Raw genomic sequence first — 18,163 nt, forward strand, 5'->3', positions numbered from 1 at the left:
GCTTTGCGAAGAAAGATATGGATTATTTATTCCGCTTTTGCAGTGCTGCTGTGGCTTGTAAGTCTGGCCAAGATGCTCTGTTATTCGCAGGAATTCCGGGCCGCGACAGGGGAGGCGGCCAAACCGCTGAATTTGGCCTTCCGGCTGAGCGAAACGGGATTCAACATGCTTTTCATTTTGTTCCTGCTTTTCCTGGGCTGGTTCCTGGCGTATGGCTTTGCAAAACTGCGCTTCGTCCTGCCCGCCGCCCTGGCGGTTTTGCTGATTTCCGCGCTGATCGAATTTGCCTTCACGCCGCAGAGTCGTGCCCCGTGGATCTTTGGAGGGCTGAAAGTTGTCAACGCGTTTCTCTGGTGCGGAGCTGTCCGGCTCGCTTTTTGGGCCGCCAAAAAGCACGGGGAAGTCCTTCAAAAGAAAAAGGTGGAAATCACCGTTTTTTCAGCTGTCGGCATTCTGCTGGCCCTGAATGGCTACGTCATTCAAACTGCGTCAATGAAAGAGATCACTCTTTTTCAGGAATTAAAAACTGAGATTAAAATGCCGCCCATTCCGCTGCTGAGTTATCATCTTCTTTATCTTTTTCTGCTCTTTCTCGCCGGTTGGTATACGGCTTACGGTTTTCTGCGCCTGCGCATCGTTTTCCCCGTAACGCTTGGAATTCTCCTGATTCCGGCGTTGACGGAATTTGCCTTTCATCCGCTCTTTGGCCCACTCAGCATTTTTGACGGAGTTTTGTTTTCTGCGGGCTGGATCGGAATCACGGGACTATACCGTTACGTTTTTCGAAAAGTTTCGACACCGGAGCATTTTTGCACTCCGGATGAAATGAGTTAACATCGCAGCATCTTTCATAGCAGCGCCCGGCGCAAAAACGCGTCGGGCGCTGCCGCTTATCTATTCCGCTTTCTGCCCGTAAATGCCCTGTACGCTGACTTCGCCCGCGGTGACGGTTTCCTTTGCCCCGTCGGGCAGCTCGACGATCAGTTCCCCCCGGGGAGAAACGTCCACGGCGGTTCCCGTCACGGCCGCCCCGCGGCGGGCGAATTTTACCTGCCGGCCAATCGAAACGCAGGCCCTTTTGTACTCCTCCCAGAACGCGGGGTCGGAATCCGCGTTCTGTTTCAGCAGAGTTTCAAACTGGATCAGAATTTCCTGCAACAGCGCGACGCGCCGTAAAGGTTTTCCACTTTCCATACGGATGGAAGTCGCTTTATCACGGATGGCCTCCGGAAATGCCGTGTTGTTTACATTGACTCCGATTCCAACCGCAACGAATTCGATGCGGTCAATTTCCGCCGTCATTTCCGTCAGAATCCCACAGACCTTTTTACTGCCGATCACGATGTCATTCGGCCATTTGATTTTGGCGTCACAGCCGGATAAGGAACGGACGGCGCGGGCCACGGCAAGGCCCGACAGCAGCGTTGTGACCGAAACGCGCAGGGGCAGGATCCCGGGCCGGAGCAGAACGGTAAACCACAGCCCCGTCCCGGTTGGAGAGGTCCAGCTGCGCCCCAAACGGCCTTTTCCCCCGGTCTGCTGTTCCGCGACGAACAGGCTGCCGTTCGGCGCTCCGGCGAGCGCCTGCCTTTTTGCTTCCTCGTTGGTGGAGTCGACGCTGTCGTGACAGAAAACGCTCCGGCCAAGAAACTCCGTTTCCAGCCCCGCGCCGATTTCCGCCGCAGAGTACCGGTCCGGACAGCTTTCGAGCCGATACCCTCGGTTCGTCGCGGACTCGATTTCATATCCCTCTTCCCGCAGGGAACGGATGGACTTCCATACCGCCGTCCTCGAAATATGAAGCTGTTCGCTGAGCTCCTCTCCGGAGACGAATTCTCCGTTTTCCCGGAGGCGGTTGAGAATTTGCTCTTTGGTTCCCATTTTGATCCCAGCCTTGCTCATTAGAATGCTTTTATTATATTCCGGCACGGGACAAACCGCAAGCATCCGAAAAAAAACGGCCCGCATATTGCCGTTCAGCGAATTTTGGTCTATACTAAAATAGTATGTTGCTTTGAAAAGAAAAGAGGTGCGTTCATGGACGTCAGACCGGGAGACGTGCTTCAAATGAGGAAGCCGCATCCCTGCGGGTGCAATCTGTTTCTGGTGCTGCGCTCCGGCATGGATTTTAAGATCCGGTGTCAAAAATGCGGCCATGAAGTGATGGTTCCGCGTTTGAAGTGTGAAAAAAATATTAAGAAAATAATAAGGAAAACCAGCCAGGATGAATTGTAGCTTCCTTTGTTTCCCTTAATAAAACAAAGGAGTAGTGTTTATGTTTGAAAATTTGGCGGTTTTTGAAAAGAGATATGAGGAGCTGAACCGGAAACTCTGCGATCCCACGGTCGCGTGCGATCCGGAGCAGTCAAGGGAACTGATGAAAGAGGTTCGTTCCATCGAACCGATTGTCGAAAAATACCGGGAATACGGGGAAACGGTGCGGACGGAGGACGGCGCCCGGCAGATCCTGGAGGAAGAGTCCGACCGGGAGCTTCACCGCATGGCCGAGGACGAGATTAGCGAGGCGCGTGCAAACCGGGAACGGATTGCCGAGGAGCTGAAAATTCTGCTGCTGCCGCGCGACCCGAATGATGAGAAGAACGTGATTGTCGAAATCCGCGGCGGAGCGGGCGGCGAGGAAGCCGCCCTGTTTTCCGGCGTTCTGTTCCGCATGTACAGCATGTACGCGCAGTCAAGGGGCTGGCAGACGGAAATCATGAACGCGAACGAAACGGAACTGGGCGGCTTTAAGGAAATCAGTTTTATGATTGCCGGGGACGGCGCCTATTCCAGGCTGAAATATGAAAGCGGCGTGCATCGCGTGCAGCGCGTGCCGGAGACGGAACAGCAGGGACGCATCCACACCTCGACGGCGACGGTTGCCGTTTTGCCGGAGGTAGAGGAAGTGGAGTTCGAACTGGACCCGAACGATCTGAAAATCGACACGTTCCGTTCCAGCGGCGCCGGCGGGCAGCACATCAACAAAACGTCGTCCGCCATCCGCGTCACCCACCTGCCGACCGGCATGGTCGTCGAGTGCCAGGACGAGCGCAGCCAGTACAAAAACAAGGACAGGGCGCTGAAAATCCTTCGCAGCCGGCTGTACGAACAGAAACAAAAGGAACAGGATGACAAGGTGGCTGCGGAACGCCGTTCCCAGGTGGGCACCGGCGACCGCTCGGAGCGCATCCGGACTTATAATTATCCGCAGGGCCGCGTGACGGATCACCGCATCGGGCTTACGCTTTACCGGCTGGACGCGGTTTTGAACGGGGACCTTGACGAAATATTCGACGCGCTGGTTGCGGCGGACCGCGCTCAAAAACTGAAAAATTCAGCGGAAAACGGAACGGATACGGGAGAATAAAATGAAAACGTTGTTGCTTGACGCGGCAAAGAGCGAATCGATCGAAGCCGCGGCCCATATAATAAGAAACGGCGGCCTTGTGGGCATGCCGACAGAGACCGTTTATGGCCTTGCGGCGAATGCATTTGACGGCACGGCGGTCAGAAAAATCTTTGAGGCGAAGGGAAGGCCGCAGGACAATCCGCTGATCGTTCACATCTCAAACCTGGATCAAATCGAAAAACTGGCTGTCCGGTTGCCGGAGTCCGCGAAAAAACTGGCAAAGACCTGCTGGCCCGGTCCGCTCACCATGGTGCTTGAAAAATCGGACTTGATCCCGTTTGAAGTCAGCGCGGGTCTGCCCACCGTTGGAATCCGGTTTCCGTCCCATCCCGTGGCGCAGGCGCTGATCTCGGCGGCCGGCGTTCCGATTGCCGCGCCGTCGGCCAATCGGTCCGGCTTTCCCAGCACCACGACGGCGGAACATGTGATGCGCGATATGGACGGAAAAATCGACGCCGTTCTGGACGGCGGTCCCTGCGGGGTTGGGGTGGAATCGACCATCGTCACGCTGGCTTCCGACCCGCCGCGGCTTCTGCGTCCCGGCGGCATTACGCTGGAACAGCTTCGCTCCGTACTGGGGCGTGTGGATGTCGACCCTGCTGTGATGAATCCGCTGCCGAAAGGGGCGCGGCCGCTTTCCCCCGGGATGAAATATAAGCACTATTCCCCAAAAGCGAATGTAGTGATCCTGAGCGGCGGGGAAAGAGCCTATGCCGATTATGTCAATTCCCATGCGGAGCCGGGCGTCGCGGCGCTCTGCTATGACGGGGAGGACCGCCTGCTGAGGGTTCCGGCGGTCTGTTACGGCGCGGAACGCGACACGGGCGCGCAGGCGCGGGAACTGTTTGAATCCCTCCGCCGCCTGGATGACATCGGTGCGAAAACGGTTTACGCGCGCTGCCCGGCTCCGGACGGGGTCGGCCTTGCGGTCTATAACCGTCTGATGCGTGCCGCCGGATTTGAGGTGCTTTCCCTTGAATAAGCCGGTGATCGGCCTGACCGGTCCGACCGGATCGGGCAAATCCACGGTGGCGGCCGCTTTCCGGGAGCTGGGGTGCGCCGTGATCGACGCGGATATTCTCGCCCGGAGAGCCGTTCAGCGCCCGGATTGCATCGCGGCGCTCAGCCGTGAATTCGGCGCGGACATTGTATCGGCGGACGGTTCTTTGGACCGCCGTCTGCTTGCAAAGCGGGCGTTTTCCAGTCCGGGACGGACGGAACGGCTCAATCAGATTACACATCCGGCCATTAAGGAGGAGACGGTCCGCCGCATCGGAGAGCTGCGCGGCAGCGGGGCAAAAGCCATTGTCCTCGACGCGGCTCTATTGTTTGAAAGCGGCGCGGATTCCCTCTGCGATACGGCGGTCGCGGTGACGGCGCCGCCTGAAATCCGGCTGAAAAGAATTATGAAACGGGACGGAATTGCGGAGGAGGCGGCAAAAGAACGCATGAACGCGCAAAATCCAAACGGGTACTATGAAAAACGGGCCAAATATGTTTTTGACGGGTGCACGGATTTTTGTGCGGTGCGTGACGGCGCGGCCCGTCTGCTGAAGCAGATTCTGGAGGAGGAGAATTGAAGTTCTCTAAGAGATTTTTCAGGTCCTATACGCTGCTGGCGATTCTGCTGGTCGGAGCCGTCCTGCTTCTCCGTGCGGGATATGACCGGTTTCAGAAATCTTTTTATCCGCTCCGCTATACGGAATACGTTGAGAAATATGCCCAGGAATATCATTTGGAGCCCGCGCTGGTCTATGCGGTCATCCGATCGGAAAGCAACTTCGACGCGGATGCCCGGTCCCGGTCCGGTGCCTGCGGCCTGATGCAGCTGATGCCGGACACGTTTGACTGGCTTCAGGAGAGCCAGAAGGACACCTATTCCGAAGAGGATCTTTTCCGCCCGGAGGTCAATATCCGGTATGGGTGCAGATATTTGTCGATGATGGCGGAAAGATACGGTTCTCTGCGCACAGCCCTGTGCGCCTACAACGCCGGCTCCGGCACGGTGGACGGATGGCTGAAGGATTCCAGATATTCTGCGGACGGGAAAAACCTGAAGCGGATTCCCTATGAGGAAACGCAGAATTATGCGGATTCCGTTCTGCAAAGTTATGACAAATATAAAAAACTTTATCAGTTGTGAAGGAGAGACAGACCATGGAGAAAAAAGAAGAAGCATCCCAGGTCAAGGAGTTAACGAAAAAGCTTTTGATTGACAGGAAAAGCGGCTATTTCAAAGTGCCGGAAAGTCAGGTGGAAAAAGCCGACCGCTTCTGCGACGGCTATATGAAGTTTATCGGCGCGGCGAAAACGGAACGGGAGGTAACGCGCTATGCGGTCGAGGCGGCCGAAAAGGCGGGGTTTGCTCCCTATGAAGAGGGAAAACGCTATCAGCCGGGCGACCGCGTTTATTACAACAACCGGGGCAAAGCGGCAATTTTCGCCGTGATTGGGGAGGAGGGCTGCCGGGATGGCGTCCGGATTGCCGCCGCCCACATTGATTCTCCCCGTCTGGATTTAAAACCCCATCCTCTTTACGAAAAAGATGGACTGGCCTTATTTAAAACGCACTACTACGGCGGAATCAAGAAATACCAGTGGACGACGATCCCGCTGTCCCTGCACGGCCGCGTTGTTCTGAAGGACGGCACACACGTAGACCTCCGCATCGGAGAAAAGCCCGGCGACCCGCAGTTTACCATAACGGACCTTCTGATCCATCTTGCGACCGAGCAGATGCAGAAGACGCTGTCCAAGGGGGTCGAGGGGGAAAACCTGAATATTCTCGCCGGCAGCCGCCCGATCCGCTCGGAAGACGGCGAGAATCTTTTCAAGCTCAACCTGATGAAGATCCTGAATGAAAAATACGGTATGACCGAAGAGGATTTTGTCTCCGCGGACCTGGAGCTCGTCCCGGCGTTCAGTGCGGTGGATATTGGGTTTGACCGCAGCATGATCGGCGCTTACGGACATGACGACCGAGTCTGCGCCTATCCGGCCCTGATGGCAGCGCTTCATGCCAAGACTCCGAAAAACACCGTATTGACGGTTCTCGCGGATAAGGAAGAGATCGGAAGCGACGGAAACACGGGCCTGAACAGCCAGTTTATGCGCTATTTTATCGCCGACCTGGCGGAAGCCGAGGGCCTTGCGGTTCGCCATGTTCTCAGCCGTTCCAAATGCCTGTCCGCGGATGTGACGGCGGCTTATGATCCTACCTATCCGGATGTGTATGAGGCGGCGAATTCCTGCTTCCTGAACAGCGGAGTGGGGATGGCAAAGTATACGGGCGCGCGCGGGAAGAGCGGTTCCAGCGAGGCTTCCGCCGAGTTTGTATCCGAAATTCGCCGGCTGTTTGAGAAAAACGGCGTTTTGTGGCAGATCGGCGAGCTTGGGAAAGTGGATGCCGGCGGCGGCGGAACGGTTGCCATGTATATCGCCAACCTGAATGTCGACGTTCTCGATATCGGAGTTCCGGTCCTGTCCATGCATTCGCCTTTTGAAGTTGTTTCCAAGCTGGATGTTTATATGACCTATGAGGGAATCAAAGCGTTCTTTGAGGCGCGTTGATTTTCAGGCCTTGCAGGGAAAAGAGAACCCGTTCTCTTTTCCCTGCTCCGTATTTTCCCGCTTTTTGCGCCGGGAACCCTTTGCCAATCGATTCGGCCTACCGGTTACCAGGCGTTTATTTTTATTGCCGCGATGACCAAACGGCTGGCGGGCGAATTGATTGACATTACTTTTTTTCCATGCTATGATAATGAAAATCGTCAGACCCTATTACTTTTTCCCAAGTTCTTCCATGTTTTGCAATAATATGCGCTTTTGGAGGCTGAACAACGACTATGATTTGTGTTCTCATAGTTGATGATTCTGTGTTTTCACAAAAAGTAACTGCTAATTTATTAAAAAAAGCAATGCCCGGCAAGGATATCGCAATCAGCTTCGCTTCTGACGGGGAAGAGGGACTGAAGAAATTCCGGGCACTGAAACCGGATTATATGTTCGTCGATCTTTTAATGCCGAAGCTGGGCGGGGCGGAACTGATCCGTGCCGTTCAAAAAGAAGGCGGCACCGGCGTCATCGTTGTGACCGCCGATATTCAGAAGTGTGTTCGTGAGGAAATCGAAGCGCTGGGTGTACTGGCTTTCGTTAATAAGCCTCTGAATGACGAAAAAATGCGGTTGTTATGCGACCGGATAGATGGTAAGGAACGATAAAAGTGGATCGAGAGTGCTTTCGTTGTGATATTTTAAGTGAATTGTTCAATATCGGGGTGGGAAGAGCGGCGGATATGCTCTCAGAGATTGTCCATCGGAAAATCAGTCTGCAAATTCCCAAAATCAGGATTCCTGAAGATGAGGACAGAGAACTTAAACTCAGCGAAGAGTTCTCAGGTTTGTTCGACGGCGCGTTGATGGTATCGACGATTTCTTTTACAAACAGTTTGAAAGGGAGGGCGAACCTGGTTTTTCCGGCGGACAAAATTAAAAAATTTGTCACTCTCTGTTCCGGCGACGGCTCCGTTCCTCCGGAAGATACTGTTTTTACCGATGTGGATTTTGACGTGATCCGCGAAATCGGCAATATCCTGCTGAACTGTATTCTCGGCGAACTTGGAAATCTGATTAATGTGCAGTTGGCTTATGATCTCCCCCATGTGGCGGTTTACGACCGAATCAATTTCAGCAAAGATATCGACAGTGAGAAAAACCATTCTTTCATAATTTTATTTGTCACGTTCCTGATCGACAGCACGGAAATAGAGGGTGCGGTCATCATCGATCTGATGGTGGAATCTTACCGTGAATTGTTTCGTTTGCTGGACGGAATTGAGGCGGGGCTTTGATGGACGGGGTTTCACATGAGGTGCTGGATCGGCTGAATCTGGGAATCCTGATTGTGGATGAGAAATTAAAAATACTGTTTCAGAACCGCTTTATGCAGAGATTTGACAAAGGGCGTGCGGATGCGGGGGAGTGCGGAAGTCTGCCTGGACTGATCCCCGGATTCAACAGCCCTTATTTTCAAATGTCCCTGATGGATGCTCTGGAACAGGGACATAATCTTTTTTTTTCCGCGGCCATGCACGAAATGCTGATGGGCTGCCGCGAAAAGTACAATATCAGGGTAACCAGGTTTATGGAAAACGGCCAAAAGCGCCTGCTGCTCGAATTCACCGAGGTGACGGATTCCTTTGAACGGATCCGCCAGCTTCGCGAAAGCATCAGTGAACTTCGCCTGCTGAATCAGGAACTGAAACAGAAGGAACAGGCCATTCAGCGCCTCGCTTATTATGACCAGTTGACCGGCGTTGCAAACAGGACGCTTTTTTACGAAATGGCGGAAAAATTCCTGCGCGCGGCGGAACGCAACCGGGAAGTCTTGGGCCTTATGTTTATTGACGTGGACAACTTCAAACAGATCAACGACACCTACGGGCATGAAGCCGGGGATAAGGTGCTGATTCAGGTGGCGGAGATTCTGACCGCGGCGACGCGCAGAAACGATATCGTCGCCCGTTACGGAGGAGATGAATTCCTGATTCTGCTCCCGCAGATCAACGAACCGGACAACTATAAAATCGTTGTTTCCAAAATTCTCCGGGCAAAACGGGACGCCATGTTGAGCAACGGCGTTTCCGTGCGAATTTGTCTGAGTGTAGGGGTGAGCTTTTATCCGCAGGACGGGGATTCGGTGGACCAACTGATCGTCAAGGCGGACCGTGCGATGTATATTGCCAAAAAGCGCGAAGGTGACAACTGGTATTACCCCGCAGAAAACGGCGAAAACTGATTCCCAATGGAACCGCACGGTGCCGGTCCTTAGAAATGTATTGCAAAGATTTTGCCTGGGTATTATAATAAGCATGTCTCATATTATGAATTTTACCTTTTTTGGAGGATACAGTTATGGTAGCGATTACCAAACAGTCTTTAATCGGAGATATTCTTGATCTTGACACCAGCACGGCTCCTTTTTTCATGGAAATGGGCATGCACTGCCTGGGATGCCCCGCTTCCCGCGGCGAATCACTGGAGGAAGCCTGTGTCGTTCACGGTGTGGATGTGGAGGAAATGGTTCAGAAGCTCAATGAACACCTCGCATCCCGCCAGTAAAAACAAGCGGCCGTCCGACAGAAGCTTTGCCGGACGGCCGTCCGGCGTGTCCCGCCGGGCATGCGCTCTGTTTTCCCTTGGAGACAGGCTTTCCCTCTGCGCTTCCATGGTGCGGGCGGGAACGGCGCTTGCGGATGTGGGAACCGACCACGCCTATCTGCCGGTCTGGCTTGCAAAACGGGGAATGATCCGAAGCGCCGTAGCCGCCGACGTCAGGCCGGGTCCTTTGGCGCGTGCGCGTGCAAATATTGACCGCTTCGGGGTATCGAATCTGGTGTCGGCGCGTCTTTCGGACGGTTTGGACCGGATAGAGCCATCGGAAGCGGAGGATCTCGTGATTGCCGGCATGGGCGGGCTGATGATGGTCCGTATTCTTGAGCGCGCGCCTTGGCTAAAGGAAACGGGCCGCCGCCTGATCCTTCAACCCATGACGAAGGCGGAGGAACTGCGCGGATTTCTTGTGCGGCAAGGGTTCCTGATCGAGCGGGAACAGGCCGCCGAAGAGGACGGCCATGTCTATTCGGTGATGCAGGTCTCCTTTTGCCCCCAGGGACGGCAGGAAGAAGAGCTGTTTTACTACATCGGCAGAATGACAGCGGATACGGTGCAGGGAAGAAAGTACCTCGAAATACAGAAGCGGCGTTTGGAAAAGCGGGCGAACGGTCTCCTCAGGTCAGGAAACGCCCGGGATGCCGGCCGCTTTTATTTCCTTGTATCCGAAATTGAAAAATTGCTGTCATCCAGACCGGCTTAATCGAAAGAGGAGCTGCTTATGACGACGACTGGCGACATTTTTCAGTTTATCGACGGATTTGCGCCGTTTCGCACGGCGATGGGTTTTGACAACCCCGGACTGCTGGTTGGCGACGAGGGCATGAACGTGACAAAATCCATCCTGTCCCTGGACATCACGCCTGAGGTGGTGCGGGAAGCGTCCGAATTGGGCGCACAGCTGATTGTCAGCCATCATCCGGTGATTTTTCATCCGCTCAAAAGACTGGACACGGCTTCGGTGCCGTATTTGCTGGCAAGCCGCTCCATCGCGGCAATCTGTGCCCATACGAATCTTGACATGGCGCCGGGCGGGGTCAACGACTGTCTTGCCGGCCGGCTCAGACTGAAAAATGTCAGAATGCTGTGTGAAAATTCGGATTCCGGCCTTCCGGAGGCGCTTTGCGGGGAAACGGACCGAGAATACAGCCCGCGCGAGTTCGCTCAATTTGTCAAGAACGCGCTGGGGTGCGAAGGACTTTGCTACGTCGACGGCGGAAGGCGCGTCAATTCGGCCGGACTCTGCGGCGGAGGCGGAGCCGACTATCTGTATGATGCGGCCCAGGCCGGCTGCCAGGCGTTTGTGACGGGAGAATGCAAGCACAATATCTTGCTGGATGCGGAGAGCCTGGGCGTCACACTGGTCGCTGCCGGACATTTTGAAACCGAGGACCCGGTGATCCCGGCGCTGATGCAAAAGCTCGCGGAACGGTTTCAGGACGTGTCTTTTGTCCGGTCACGCGCAGCGCACGGGCCGGTGCATTATCTGTAACGATTCGGAGGGAACAAAATGGCACTGGACGGAGCGTTTTTGCGCCATCTGAAGCGCGAAATTGAAGAGACTGCGGCCGGCGCCAGAGTGGACCGGATTTATCAGCCGAACCGGGATGAAATCCTTTTTTTGCTGCGGTCGAGGGACGGCGCGTTCCGCTTGCTTCTTTCGGCACGGGCGAACAGCGCGCGCGTCCATTTCACCCGCTATGCGCCGGAAAATCCAAAGGAGCCCCCCATGCTTTGCATGCTTTTGCGGAAAAAACTCTCGGGGGCGCGCCTTGCCGGCGTTCGGCAGCCGGAACTGGAACGCCTTCTTTTTTTGGATTTTGACTCGGTGAACGAGCTTGGCGACCAAGTGCGCCTGACCGTTGCCGTGGAGGTGATGGGCCGTTACAGCAATATCATTCTGATCGACAGAGACGGCAACATTGTCGACGCGCTGAAGCGCGTCGACGCGGGAATGACCTCCGGGCGGCTGGTTTTGCCGGGACTGAGGTACCGTCTGCCCCCGCCGCAGGACAAGCTGTGCCTGCTTTCATCCGGCCGGGAAGAAATCATTGAGCGTCTGCGCGCGATTCCGGGTGATATGGAGCTGTCCAAAGCGTTGCTTTCTTCTCTTCAGGGCCTTTCTCCCGTGGTCTGCAGGGAACTGGCATTCCTGACGGGGAGAGGAAGAGAACTGACCCTGCGGGGAATGGTGCAGGAGCAGTGGGGCCGGCTGTCCTTTTTTCTGGGATCGGTTTCGGACACGATCCGCAATGCCTCCGGAGACCCCTGGACCGCCTGTACCACCGACGGAAAACCGCTGGATTTTTCGTTCTTGCGAATCGGTCAGTATGGAAGCGCGGCGGTCGTCAGACAGGAAAAGAGTTTTTCCGGTCTTTTGGACGATTTTTACGAGGAGCGGGACCGGATCGCCCGCATGAAAGCGCGTTCGCAGGATCTCCTGCGGGTTCTTACGAATGCTTCTGACCGGCTGAACAGGAAAATCAACGCGCAGCGCGCGGAATTGGAGCAGTGTTCGAAACGGGACAATCTTCGGGTGTTCGGCGACTTGGTGAACGCGAACCTTTACCGGCTGGAAAAGGGACAAAGCTCCGCCGTCCTCGAAAATTTCTATGCGGAGGGACAGCCAGGCGTCGCCGTCCCGCTGGATCCCGCTCTTTCGCCCGTTCAGAATGCGCAGAAATATTATAAGGAATACCGCAAGCAGCGCACGGCGGAAGAAATCCTCACGGTTCAGATTCAACGTGCGGAACAGGAGCTGGCTTATCTGGATACGGTGTTTGAGGAACTCAGCCGCGCCGCCGATGAGAAGGATCTGAATGAGATCCGCGGGGAACTGGAGGGAGAGGGATATTTCCGCACGCAGAGAAAATCCAAACGCCGGGCTGCCGTTCAGGGTCCGATGCAGTTCGAATCTTCCGATGGGTTCCGGATCCTTGTGGGGAGGAACAACAGCCAGAACGATCTGCTGACGCTTCGTCAGGCCGGGAAAAACGACCTTTGGTTCCACACGAAAAATATTCCGGGTTCTCACGTCGTGCTGTTTACCCAGGGCAGAGAGGCGACTTCGGCCGCCGTAGCTGAGGCGGCCCTCCTTTCGGCCTGTTATAGCCGCGGGAGGGATTCATCCAATGTTGCGGTGGACTATACCCTGGTCAGGAATGTCTCGAAACCGCAGGGAGCAAAACCGGGAATGGTCATCTATGTCAGGAATAAAACTGTTTTTGCGGAACCGGACAGAAAAACGGCGGAGAAAATGAGAGTCAAATGAATTTTCCGGCGAACGCTGGCAATATTTCGTATGAATGGTATAATCGGTTTAGTATTATTTTCCAGATTCGGTTGGAGGAATAACATGACGGGTTTTTCGGTAAAAAACAGCTTCAGGAACACCGTTCTGTTCGGAACGGTTTTGCTGCTGATGCTTACTGCAAACTTTTTGACAGCGTTCGGCGGCTTTTTTTATGAAATGGCCGCAAACCTGATGTTTGCGGCGAATATCGTCCTGAATCTGGCTGTTGCCTGCGACCTGATCCCCCATGTCCGGCGCGACTTTCCGTTCCTCGTATTCGTGGGAACCTATAATATTCTGCTGCTTGGCCGCGTCTATGTGTCGTTTCTGGCGCATTACCCCGAGATCCTGTACTATCTTGAGGCGAAGGATTTTTACAGCCTTTTTACCGGGCTTCAGGTCGTCACGCTGTCCCTTCTGTGCATCTATGCCGGCTATCAGCTGGTCGGACCATTTTTCGCAAACCGGGAAAGGACGATCCGGGAAAAAGGCTGGGCGGCGGTTTCACAGAACCCGATTCTGCCGATCATCCGCCAGATCAGCACAGCCGTCCTGCTGATCAGTTCCCTGGCCTCGTTTTACACCCTGATGGAATCCATTCTGAACGTTCTCAGAAGCGGCTATCTGGGTTCGTTCACACAGGTCTCCGCCTCGAGCATTCCCTCCGCCATCAGCCGCCTGTCCATGTTCTTTGTTCCGTCCTTTGCCGTTTTTCTTGCGACTATGCCGGACCGCAGGCAGCTCAGGCTGCCGATGACGGTTTACGGCGTCTATCTGCTCGCCACTCTTTTTACCGGGCGCAGGAACACCTTTGTCTGCGAAGCGATCACCATTCTGATTTATTTTGTTCTCCGGGATTCTCTGAACGAAAAGGGAAAGCGCGTTTTTAAAAAGAGAACGGTGGTCGGCGGCGGGATCCTGGCGGTTGTCGCCATGTATCTGCTTCAGCTTCTGGCGGAAATCCGGGCATACGGACTGCTTTCTCACCGGAGCTTTCTCGATACCGTGGTCAATTTCCTTTATTCGCAGGGAGCGAGCTTCCGCGTGGTGATCCAGACGGTCAACAGCTGGGACCTGTTCGATCACGGCATGACATGGAAATACCTCTTTTACCCGTTTGAGCTTTTTGTCCACAATAATCTGATTACAAGGTCCCTGTTCGGGCTGTCGCCGATCATTGAAGTGCAGACCACGGCCTTTGTGGCTTCCACCCACAATTACGCCCATGCCCTCACTTATCTCGTGGATCCCCTGCGCTACCTGTCCGGCGGAGGCTTTGGAACATCCTTTGTGGCGGAATCCTATGTTGCGTTCGGCTTTGTCGGGGTCGTCATCGTCAGCGCCGGCGTGGGGCTGATCCTTCGCTTTTTCGCTTCGATGCTGACCCGTTCCTGGGTGGTGACGGCATCCTGTCTGCTTGCAATCAGGGATTTCGTCTATATCCCGCGCAGCTTTGCGTTTCTCTGGGTAACGAATGTCTTCAATTTCACCTATCTGAGCTTTTACATTGCCATCTATTTTGCCGCTCTTCTGGTTCTTCGGCTGGGAACTCATGTGCGCCCCGCGGCTCGAAGAGCAGAACTGGGGGAGGAGGGCCCGTGAAGCTGATGCTTCTTCTCACCTCGTCGTTTCCGTTTGACAGTGGTGAGGAGTTTCTTGGAAACGAGCTGCAATTTGCCCGCGGCTTTGACCGGATCATTGTCTGTCCCTGCGGGCTGAAGGAAAACAGCGTGCGTTCCCGGACGCTGCCGGAGGGCGTGGAGTGTATCCGCATACGGCGCTCTTCTGGCGGGCGGGGGGAATACGGCGCTCTTCTTCGGCTGCCGCACGTCCGCGGCGAATTGCTGAAGCTTGCGCGCACCGGGAGATTTTCCCTGGCGCGGGCGCATGAAACACTCTTTTTCATGAAGAACGCGGTGAGTATTTTCCGGGCTCTGAAACAGGAAAAAGTTATTTTATCCGCCGATGACGTCACGATTTACAGCTATTGGTTTTACGACACCGCGGCAGCGGGAGCGCTACTCGCGGAATTTCTCCGGTCAATGGGAAAAAGGGCAAAGCTGGTTTCCCGCGCGCATGGTTTCGACGTTCATGAGGACCGGAGCTCTCTGAAGTATCTGCCCATGCGGGACTATCTAATGGAAAGCGCCGCGGCGGTTTTTCCCTGTTCGGAGGAAGGAGCGGAAATCCTGAGAAAACGCTGTCCGCAGTTTGCCGGAAAGGTGCGCGTTTCACACCTCGGCACGTGCGACCGGGGCTGTCGCGGCGGAAACAGGGCCGGGTTTCGCATCGTTTCCTGTTCTTATATGGTTCCGGTCAAGCGCCTGCATTTGATCGCGGGAGCGCTCAGGCAGGCTGATTTTCCGGTCCGGTGGACGCATATCGGTTCCGGTCCGCTGGAATCGGAACTGAAAGAACTTGCAAAGATGTTTCCCTCTTGTGTCCGCGCGGAATTTCCGGGAGCGATGAGCAATGCGGATGTCTTGAATTTCTATCAAAGCGGTGAAACGGCTGTTTTTGTCAACGTCAGCTCCAGCGAGGGAATCCCGGTTTCCATTATGGAAGCCTGTTCGTTCGGAATTCCGGTGGTCGCGACGGACGTGGGGGGAACCTCGGAAATCGTGAAGGATGGGGAAAACGGATTCCTGCTTCGGGCGGATTTCGCGCCCGAAGAGCTGCTTCGGGCGCTGAGCCGCATCCGTTCCATGAGCGGGGATGAGTATGAGAAGCTTTGCGAAAATTCCCGTTCCGTGTGGGAAGATTCCTTCAGCGCAGAGCAGAATTATCCTGAATTTTATGAGGTGCTGGCTGATGAAACTGATTTACCTGACCTTTCAGGAGGACGCTGAGCTTTATCTGGGCGTGATCCGAAAAATAAAATGGCAGGTGCGGGCCTTTCAGGAACTTGGATATGACGTTACCCACACGCTGTGGAAAGACGAGTGCTTTATTTTTTACAGGGGGGCCGAAACGCTCAGCATGCCGGTTACAAAAGGGTATCGCCGGATGCACCGCTTTTCGCTGGCGGTATTGGATTATCTGAGCGGCCATCGGTTCGACGTGGCGTATCTCCGGCTGGACCGGATCAGCTTCGATGTGATCCGCATCTGCCGCGCATTGAAAGAAAACGGGACGCGCCGCATTCTGATCGAAATTCCGAATTACCCTTACCTTGGCGATTATCTTCGCAGCGCAAAGGGCGTCCGTCCGCTGACGCGGCAGGCCGTCACGCTGCTAAAGGTTTTTTGCACCGCGGCGGCGGACAGGTTTTCCGGCAAAAAGCTCCGCGGATGCGCCGATGCGGCTGTGCTGGTCGGGGACCGTTCCGACTGCTTTTTCGGATTGCCGGCCGTCAACATCACAAACGGGGTGGACGTTGACGAGTTCTCTTTTGTCCGCCATCCGGGGGACAGTGGAGAAGTCGTCCTCGTCGGGGTTGCCGGAACCCTCTGGTGGCAGGCGTACGACCGCGTGCTGGAGGGGATGCGGATTTATCGGGACCGGAAAAAGCCGGAGGATCCGCGCGTCCGTTTTATACTGGCCGGAGGAGACCCGAAAGAGATGCCCGCATTTTTGGAAGATGTCAGAAAGAGAGGGCTTCAGGAGGATGTGGAGTGCCGCGGTTTTTTACAGGGCGAGGAATTGATGCGCATTTACGCGTCGGCCGACCTCGGCGTTTCGACGCTCGGATGCTACCGCCGCGGCCTGACGCACTGTTCCTCGCTCAAAGCGAGGGAATACTGCGCGGCCGGCCTGCCTTTTCTTTATGCCTATGAAGATGATGCGATGGAGGGAAATCCTCCGTTCGCACTGAAGCTGCCGAACGACCCTTCTCCGGTCGACATCGGCCTGGCGGTCGAATTCGCTCTGCGCTGCCGCAGCGATCCGTCCATTTCGGAGCAAGAGAGGGAATTCGCGCGGCGGAACTACGACTGGAAAAATATTCTCGGACGAGTGTTTGCTTTTGCTGGAGTCTGAAAAAGAAAACGCATATGGGAGGACACCAATGGAACTGTTTGTAAGCTTTTCTGAAATCGTGCATTTTTACAAGAGAAACTGGATCAGATTTCTTCTTGTGGTCTTGGCGTTCGGCATTGTGGGCGGCCTTCTGCCGCTGAAATTCGTTCATCACGTTTATCAGGGCAGTACAACCTTTACCGTGACCTGCGGAGTGCCGAACGGCGCTGACAGCGATTATCACCTGCAGTACACCAATATTCTCTACAGCCGTGTGCAGAGCGCCGTGCCGCTTGCTTCCGGAGACGACCTCCTTGCAGCGACGGCGGAAAAGGCCGGCGTCGACAAATCTGAAATCACTAAGATTACGGCGGAAATGGAAAACTCGTCGCCGGTCGTCAAGATTACGGTCAACACGACAAACGCGCCAAAAGCCGCTCTCCTTTCCGACACTGCCGCCGAACTGCTTATGGATCAACTGGTCCGGCAGTTTCCGGACCCTGTTCTGACCGCAAGCATCAGCGACCATGCGGCACAGGTTAAACCGCAGTCGATGAAATCCTCCATGCTCAAAGCCGGTTTCCTTGGACTGATCCTCGGATTTATCGTCTTTGTCTGCTTCGGGATCCTGGCCGTTCTTGGCGACCGAACCATCCGCAACAGCAGGTTCGCGGAGGAAATGCTGAAAGTGCGTCTGCTTGCAGAAATCCCCCATGAAAGCAGGGAGAAAGGCAACGCGATGAGAACGCTCCGGTCCGCCGCGCTGAACGCGGCCGGCGACAGCCGGCGCTTTCTTGTGGCGAATGTCTGCGAGAACAACGGAGGGGACCGCATTGCCTCCGGCTTTGCCGCGGCGCTTGCCGTGACCGGAAAATCGGTCCTGCTGGTGGATGGCGATCTGCGAAATCCGAGGCTTGCTTCCCAGCTGGATTTGGAACCGGAAAAAACACTGAATGGAGTTTTAAGCGGGGAATGTACGCTGCGGGAAGCCGTAATGCCGGTCCGGAAGACGGGCGGGCTCAGTCTGCTGTCCGGTAAGCCGGCAGAGGGATTGAACCCGGCCGATCTGTTTACCTCGGAAGGGTTTTCAAAATTCGCGCGGGAAGCGGCCGGCTCCTATGATTACGTTGTTTTCTACGCTCCTTCCGAAATCCGGTTCCCGGATGCGGAGAGCCTTTCCGCCCACGCGCATTCGGTAATCCTGACGGCGAAATACGGCTCCACGCCCTTCGACGAGCTGAAAGAGGCCTGCAGCCGCATTTCAGCGGCGGGAGGCGATGTCATCGGTTTCGTGACCACCGATATCTAAGCTCCCTTTGCGGAGCCGATACATAA

Annotated in this window: 19 protein-coding genes; 18 read left to right on the forward strand and 1 reads right to left on the reverse strand. The window is 55.2% G+C overall.

The window, feature by feature from the left end; genetic code table 11:
• Window positions 1-3 precede the first annotated feature (3 nt).
• Window positions 4-834 carry a hypothetical protein gene (locus VA597_RS08005; protein ID WP_128742239.1) on the forward strand — a complete coding sequence of 277 codons (831 nt, stop codon included), beginning with the start codon at window positions 4-6 and terminating at the stop codon, window positions 832-834.
• A 60-nt stretch (window positions 835-894) separates the two neighbouring features.
• Here the strand turns inward: VA597_RS08005 and VA597_RS08010 are convergent, their stop codons facing one another.
• Entirely contained in the window at window positions 895-1,902 is a 1,008-nt protein-coding gene (locus tag VA597_RS08010) for a biotin--[acetyl-CoA-carboxylase] ligase (RefSeq protein ID WP_128744262.1), read from the reverse strand.
• Between the two features lie 135 nt (window positions 1,903-2,037).
• Here VA597_RS08010 and VA597_RS08015 point away from each other — a divergent pair, with 135 nt between their 5' ends.
• From VA597_RS08015 to VA597_RS08095, 17 genes are all read left to right on the forward strand, one after another.
• Window positions 2,038-2,235 (forward strand): DUF951 domain-containing protein, encoded by a 198-nt coding sequence (locus VA597_RS08015; RefSeq protein ID WP_128742240.1) that lies wholly within the window; start codon window positions 2,038-2,040, stop codon window positions 2,233-2,235.
• A 40-nt stretch (window positions 2,236-2,275) separates the two neighbouring features.
• Complete coding sequence (prfA, locus tag VA597_RS08020; RefSeq protein WP_128742241.1) at window positions 2,276-3,367, forward strand: peptide chain release factor 1; 1,092 nt, start codon at window positions 2,276-2,278, stop codon at window positions 3,365-3,367.
• 1 nt (window position 3,368) lies between these two features.
• Window positions 3,369-4,391, forward strand: coding sequence for an L-threonylcarbamoyladenylate synthase (locus VA597_RS08025; protein WP_128742242.1), 1,023 nt, complete (start codon window positions 3,369-3,371; stop codon window positions 4,389-4,391).
• Window positions 4,384-4,989: a dephospho-CoA kinase gene (gene coaE / locus VA597_RS08030; RefSeq protein WP_164918993.1), complete on the forward strand. Its 606-nt coding sequence runs from the start codon at window positions 4,384-4,386 to the stop codon at window positions 4,987-4,989. The genes VA597_RS08025 and coaE overlap by 8 nt, the downstream gene beginning before the upstream one ends.
• Window positions 4,986-5,552, forward strand: a complete 567-nt coding sequence (locus VA597_RS08035) for a lytic transglycosylase domain-containing protein (protein WP_128742244.1) — start codon at window positions 4,986-4,988, stop codon at window positions 5,550-5,552. The genes coaE and VA597_RS08035 overlap by 4 nt, the downstream gene beginning before the upstream one ends.
• Window positions 5,553-5,566: 14 nt before the next feature.
• Entirely contained in the window at window positions 5,567-6,979 is a 1,413-nt protein-coding gene (locus VA597_RS08040) for an aminopeptidase (RefSeq protein WP_128742245.1), read from the forward strand.
• A 275-nt stretch (window positions 6,980-7,254) separates the two neighbouring features.
• On the forward strand, window positions 7,255-7,629 hold the full coding sequence (locus VA597_RS08045; RefSeq protein WP_128742246.1) for a response regulator: 375 nt from the start codon (window positions 7,255-7,257) through the stop codon (window positions 7,627-7,629).
• A gap of 74 nt (window positions 7,630-7,703) precedes the next feature.
• Window positions 7,704-8,258 carry a chemotaxis protein CheC gene (locus tag VA597_RS08050; protein WP_243112680.1) on the forward strand — a complete coding sequence of 185 codons (555 nt, stop codon included), beginning with the start codon at window positions 7,704-7,706 and terminating at the stop codon, window positions 8,256-8,258.
• Window positions 8,258-9,205, forward strand: coding sequence for a GGDEF domain-containing protein (locus VA597_RS08055; protein ID WP_128742248.1), 948 nt, complete (start codon window positions 8,258-8,260; stop codon window positions 9,203-9,205). The genes VA597_RS08050 and VA597_RS08055 overlap by 1 nt, the downstream gene beginning before the upstream one ends.
• A 116-nt stretch (window positions 9,206-9,321) precedes the next feature.
• Window positions 9,322-9,528, forward strand: a complete 207-nt coding sequence (locus VA597_RS08060) for a DUF1858 domain-containing protein (RefSeq protein WP_128742249.1) — start codon at window positions 9,322-9,324, stop codon at window positions 9,526-9,528.
• On the forward strand, window positions 9,503-10,282 hold the full coding sequence (locus VA597_RS08065) for a tRNA (adenine(22)-N(1))-methyltransferase (RefSeq protein ID WP_128742250.1): 780 nt from the start codon (window positions 9,503-9,505) through the stop codon (window positions 10,280-10,282). Before VA597_RS08060 ends, VA597_RS08065 begins: the two co-directional genes overlap by 26 nt.
• A gap of 18 nt (window positions 10,283-10,300) precedes the next feature.
• A complete protein-coding gene (locus tag VA597_RS08070; protein WP_243112687.1) occupies window positions 10,301-11,071 on the forward strand; it encodes a Nif3-like dinuclear metal center hexameric protein in 771 nt (256 codons plus the stop codon).
• Between the two features lie 18 nt (window positions 11,072-11,089).
• The gene (locus tag VA597_RS08075) at window positions 11,090-12,850 is read left to right on the forward strand and encodes an Rqc2 family fibronectin-binding protein (RefSeq protein ID WP_128742252.1); all 1,761 of its coding nucleotides are present in this window, start codon (window positions 11,090-11,092) and stop codon (window positions 12,848-12,850) included.
• Between the two features lie 84 nt (window positions 12,851-12,934).
• A complete protein-coding gene (locus VA597_RS08080) occupies window positions 12,935-14,473 on the forward strand; it encodes an O-antigen polysaccharide polymerase Wzy family protein (RefSeq protein WP_164918994.1) in 1,539 nt (512 codons plus the stop codon).
• A 5-nt stretch (window positions 14,474-14,478) separates the two neighbouring features.
• Window positions 14,479-15,720, forward strand: a complete 1,242-nt coding sequence (locus VA597_RS08085; protein ID WP_326975674.1) for a glycosyltransferase — start codon at window positions 14,479-14,481, stop codon at window positions 15,718-15,720.
• Window positions 15,683-16,849 carry a glycosyltransferase gene (locus tag VA597_RS08090; RefSeq protein ID WP_128742255.1) on the forward strand — a complete coding sequence of 389 codons (1,167 nt, stop codon included), beginning with the start codon at window positions 15,683-15,685 and terminating at the stop codon, window positions 16,847-16,849. The genes VA597_RS08085 and VA597_RS08090 overlap by 38 nt, the downstream gene beginning before the upstream one ends.
• Before the next feature lie 28 nt (window positions 16,850-16,877).
• Window positions 16,878-18,137 carry a polysaccharide biosynthesis tyrosine autokinase gene (locus VA597_RS08095; protein ID WP_128742256.1) on the forward strand — a complete coding sequence of 420 codons (1,260 nt, stop codon included), beginning with the start codon at window positions 16,878-16,880 and terminating at the stop codon, window positions 18,135-18,137.
• The last annotated feature ends 26 nt before the right edge of the window (window positions 18,138-18,163 follow it).

Source organism: Caproicibacter sp. BJN0012 (assembly GCF_035986805.1).
GTDB lineage: Bacteria > Bacillota > Clostridia > Oscillospirales > Acutalibacteraceae > Caproicibacter.

Coding starts and splice junctions, on each gene's coding strand:
- VA597_RS08065 (WP_128742250.1), top strand. CDS start 9,503: ATGAACACCTCGCATCCCGCCAGTAAAAACAAGCGGCCGTCCGACAGA.
- VA597_RS08015 (WP_128742240.1), top strand. CDS start 2,038: ATGGACGTCAGACCGGGAGACGTGCTTCAAATGAGGAAGCCGCATCCC.
- prfA (WP_128742241.1), top strand. CDS start 2,276: ATGTTTGAAAATTTGGCGGTTTTTGAAAAGAGATATGAGGAGCTGAAC.
- VA597_RS08085 (WP_326975674.1), top strand. CDS start 14,479: ATGCTTCTTCTCACCTCGTCGTTTCCGTTTGACAGTGGTGAGGAGTTT.
- VA597_RS08060 (WP_128742249.1), top strand. CDS start 9,322: ATGGTAGCGATTACCAAACAGTCTTTAATCGGAGATATTCTTGATCTT.
- VA597_RS08070 (WP_243112687.1), top strand. CDS start 10,301: ATGACGACGACTGGCGACATTTTTCAGTTTATCGACGGATTTGCGCCG.
- VA597_RS08010 (WP_128744262.1), bottom strand. CDS start 1,902: ATGAGCAAGGCTGGGATCAAAATGGGAACCAAAGAGCAAATTCTCAAC.
- VA597_RS08055 (WP_128742248.1), top strand. CDS start 8,258: ATGGACGGGGTTTCACATGAGGTGCTGGATCGGCTGAATCTGGGAATC.
- VA597_RS08045 (WP_128742246.1), top strand. CDS start 7,255: ATGATTTGTGTTCTCATAGTTGATGATTCTGTGTTTTCACAAAAAGTA.
- VA597_RS08080 (WP_164918994.1), top strand. CDS start 12,935: ATGACGGGTTTTTCGGTAAAAAACAGCTTCAGGAACACCGTTCTGTTC.
- VA597_RS08095 (WP_128742256.1), top strand. CDS start 16,878: ATGGAACTGTTTGTAAGCTTTTCTGAAATCGTGCATTTTTACAAGAGA.
- VA597_RS08040 (WP_128742245.1), top strand. CDS start 5,567: ATGGAGAAAAAAGAAGAAGCATCCCAGGTCAAGGAGTTAACGAAAAAG.
- VA597_RS08075 (WP_128742252.1), top strand. CDS start 11,090: ATGGCACTGGACGGAGCGTTTTTGCGCCATCTGAAGCGCGAAATTGAA.
- VA597_RS08090 (WP_128742255.1), top strand. CDS start 15,683: ATGAAACTGATTTACCTGACCTTTCAGGAGGACGCTGAGCTTTATCTG.
- VA597_RS08050 (WP_243112680.1), top strand. CDS start 7,704: ATGCTCTCAGAGATTGTCCATCGGAAAATCAGTCTGCAAATTCCCAAA.
- VA597_RS08025 (WP_128742242.1), top strand. CDS start 3,369: ATGAAAACGTTGTTGCTTGACGCGGCAAAGAGCGAATCGATCGAAGCC.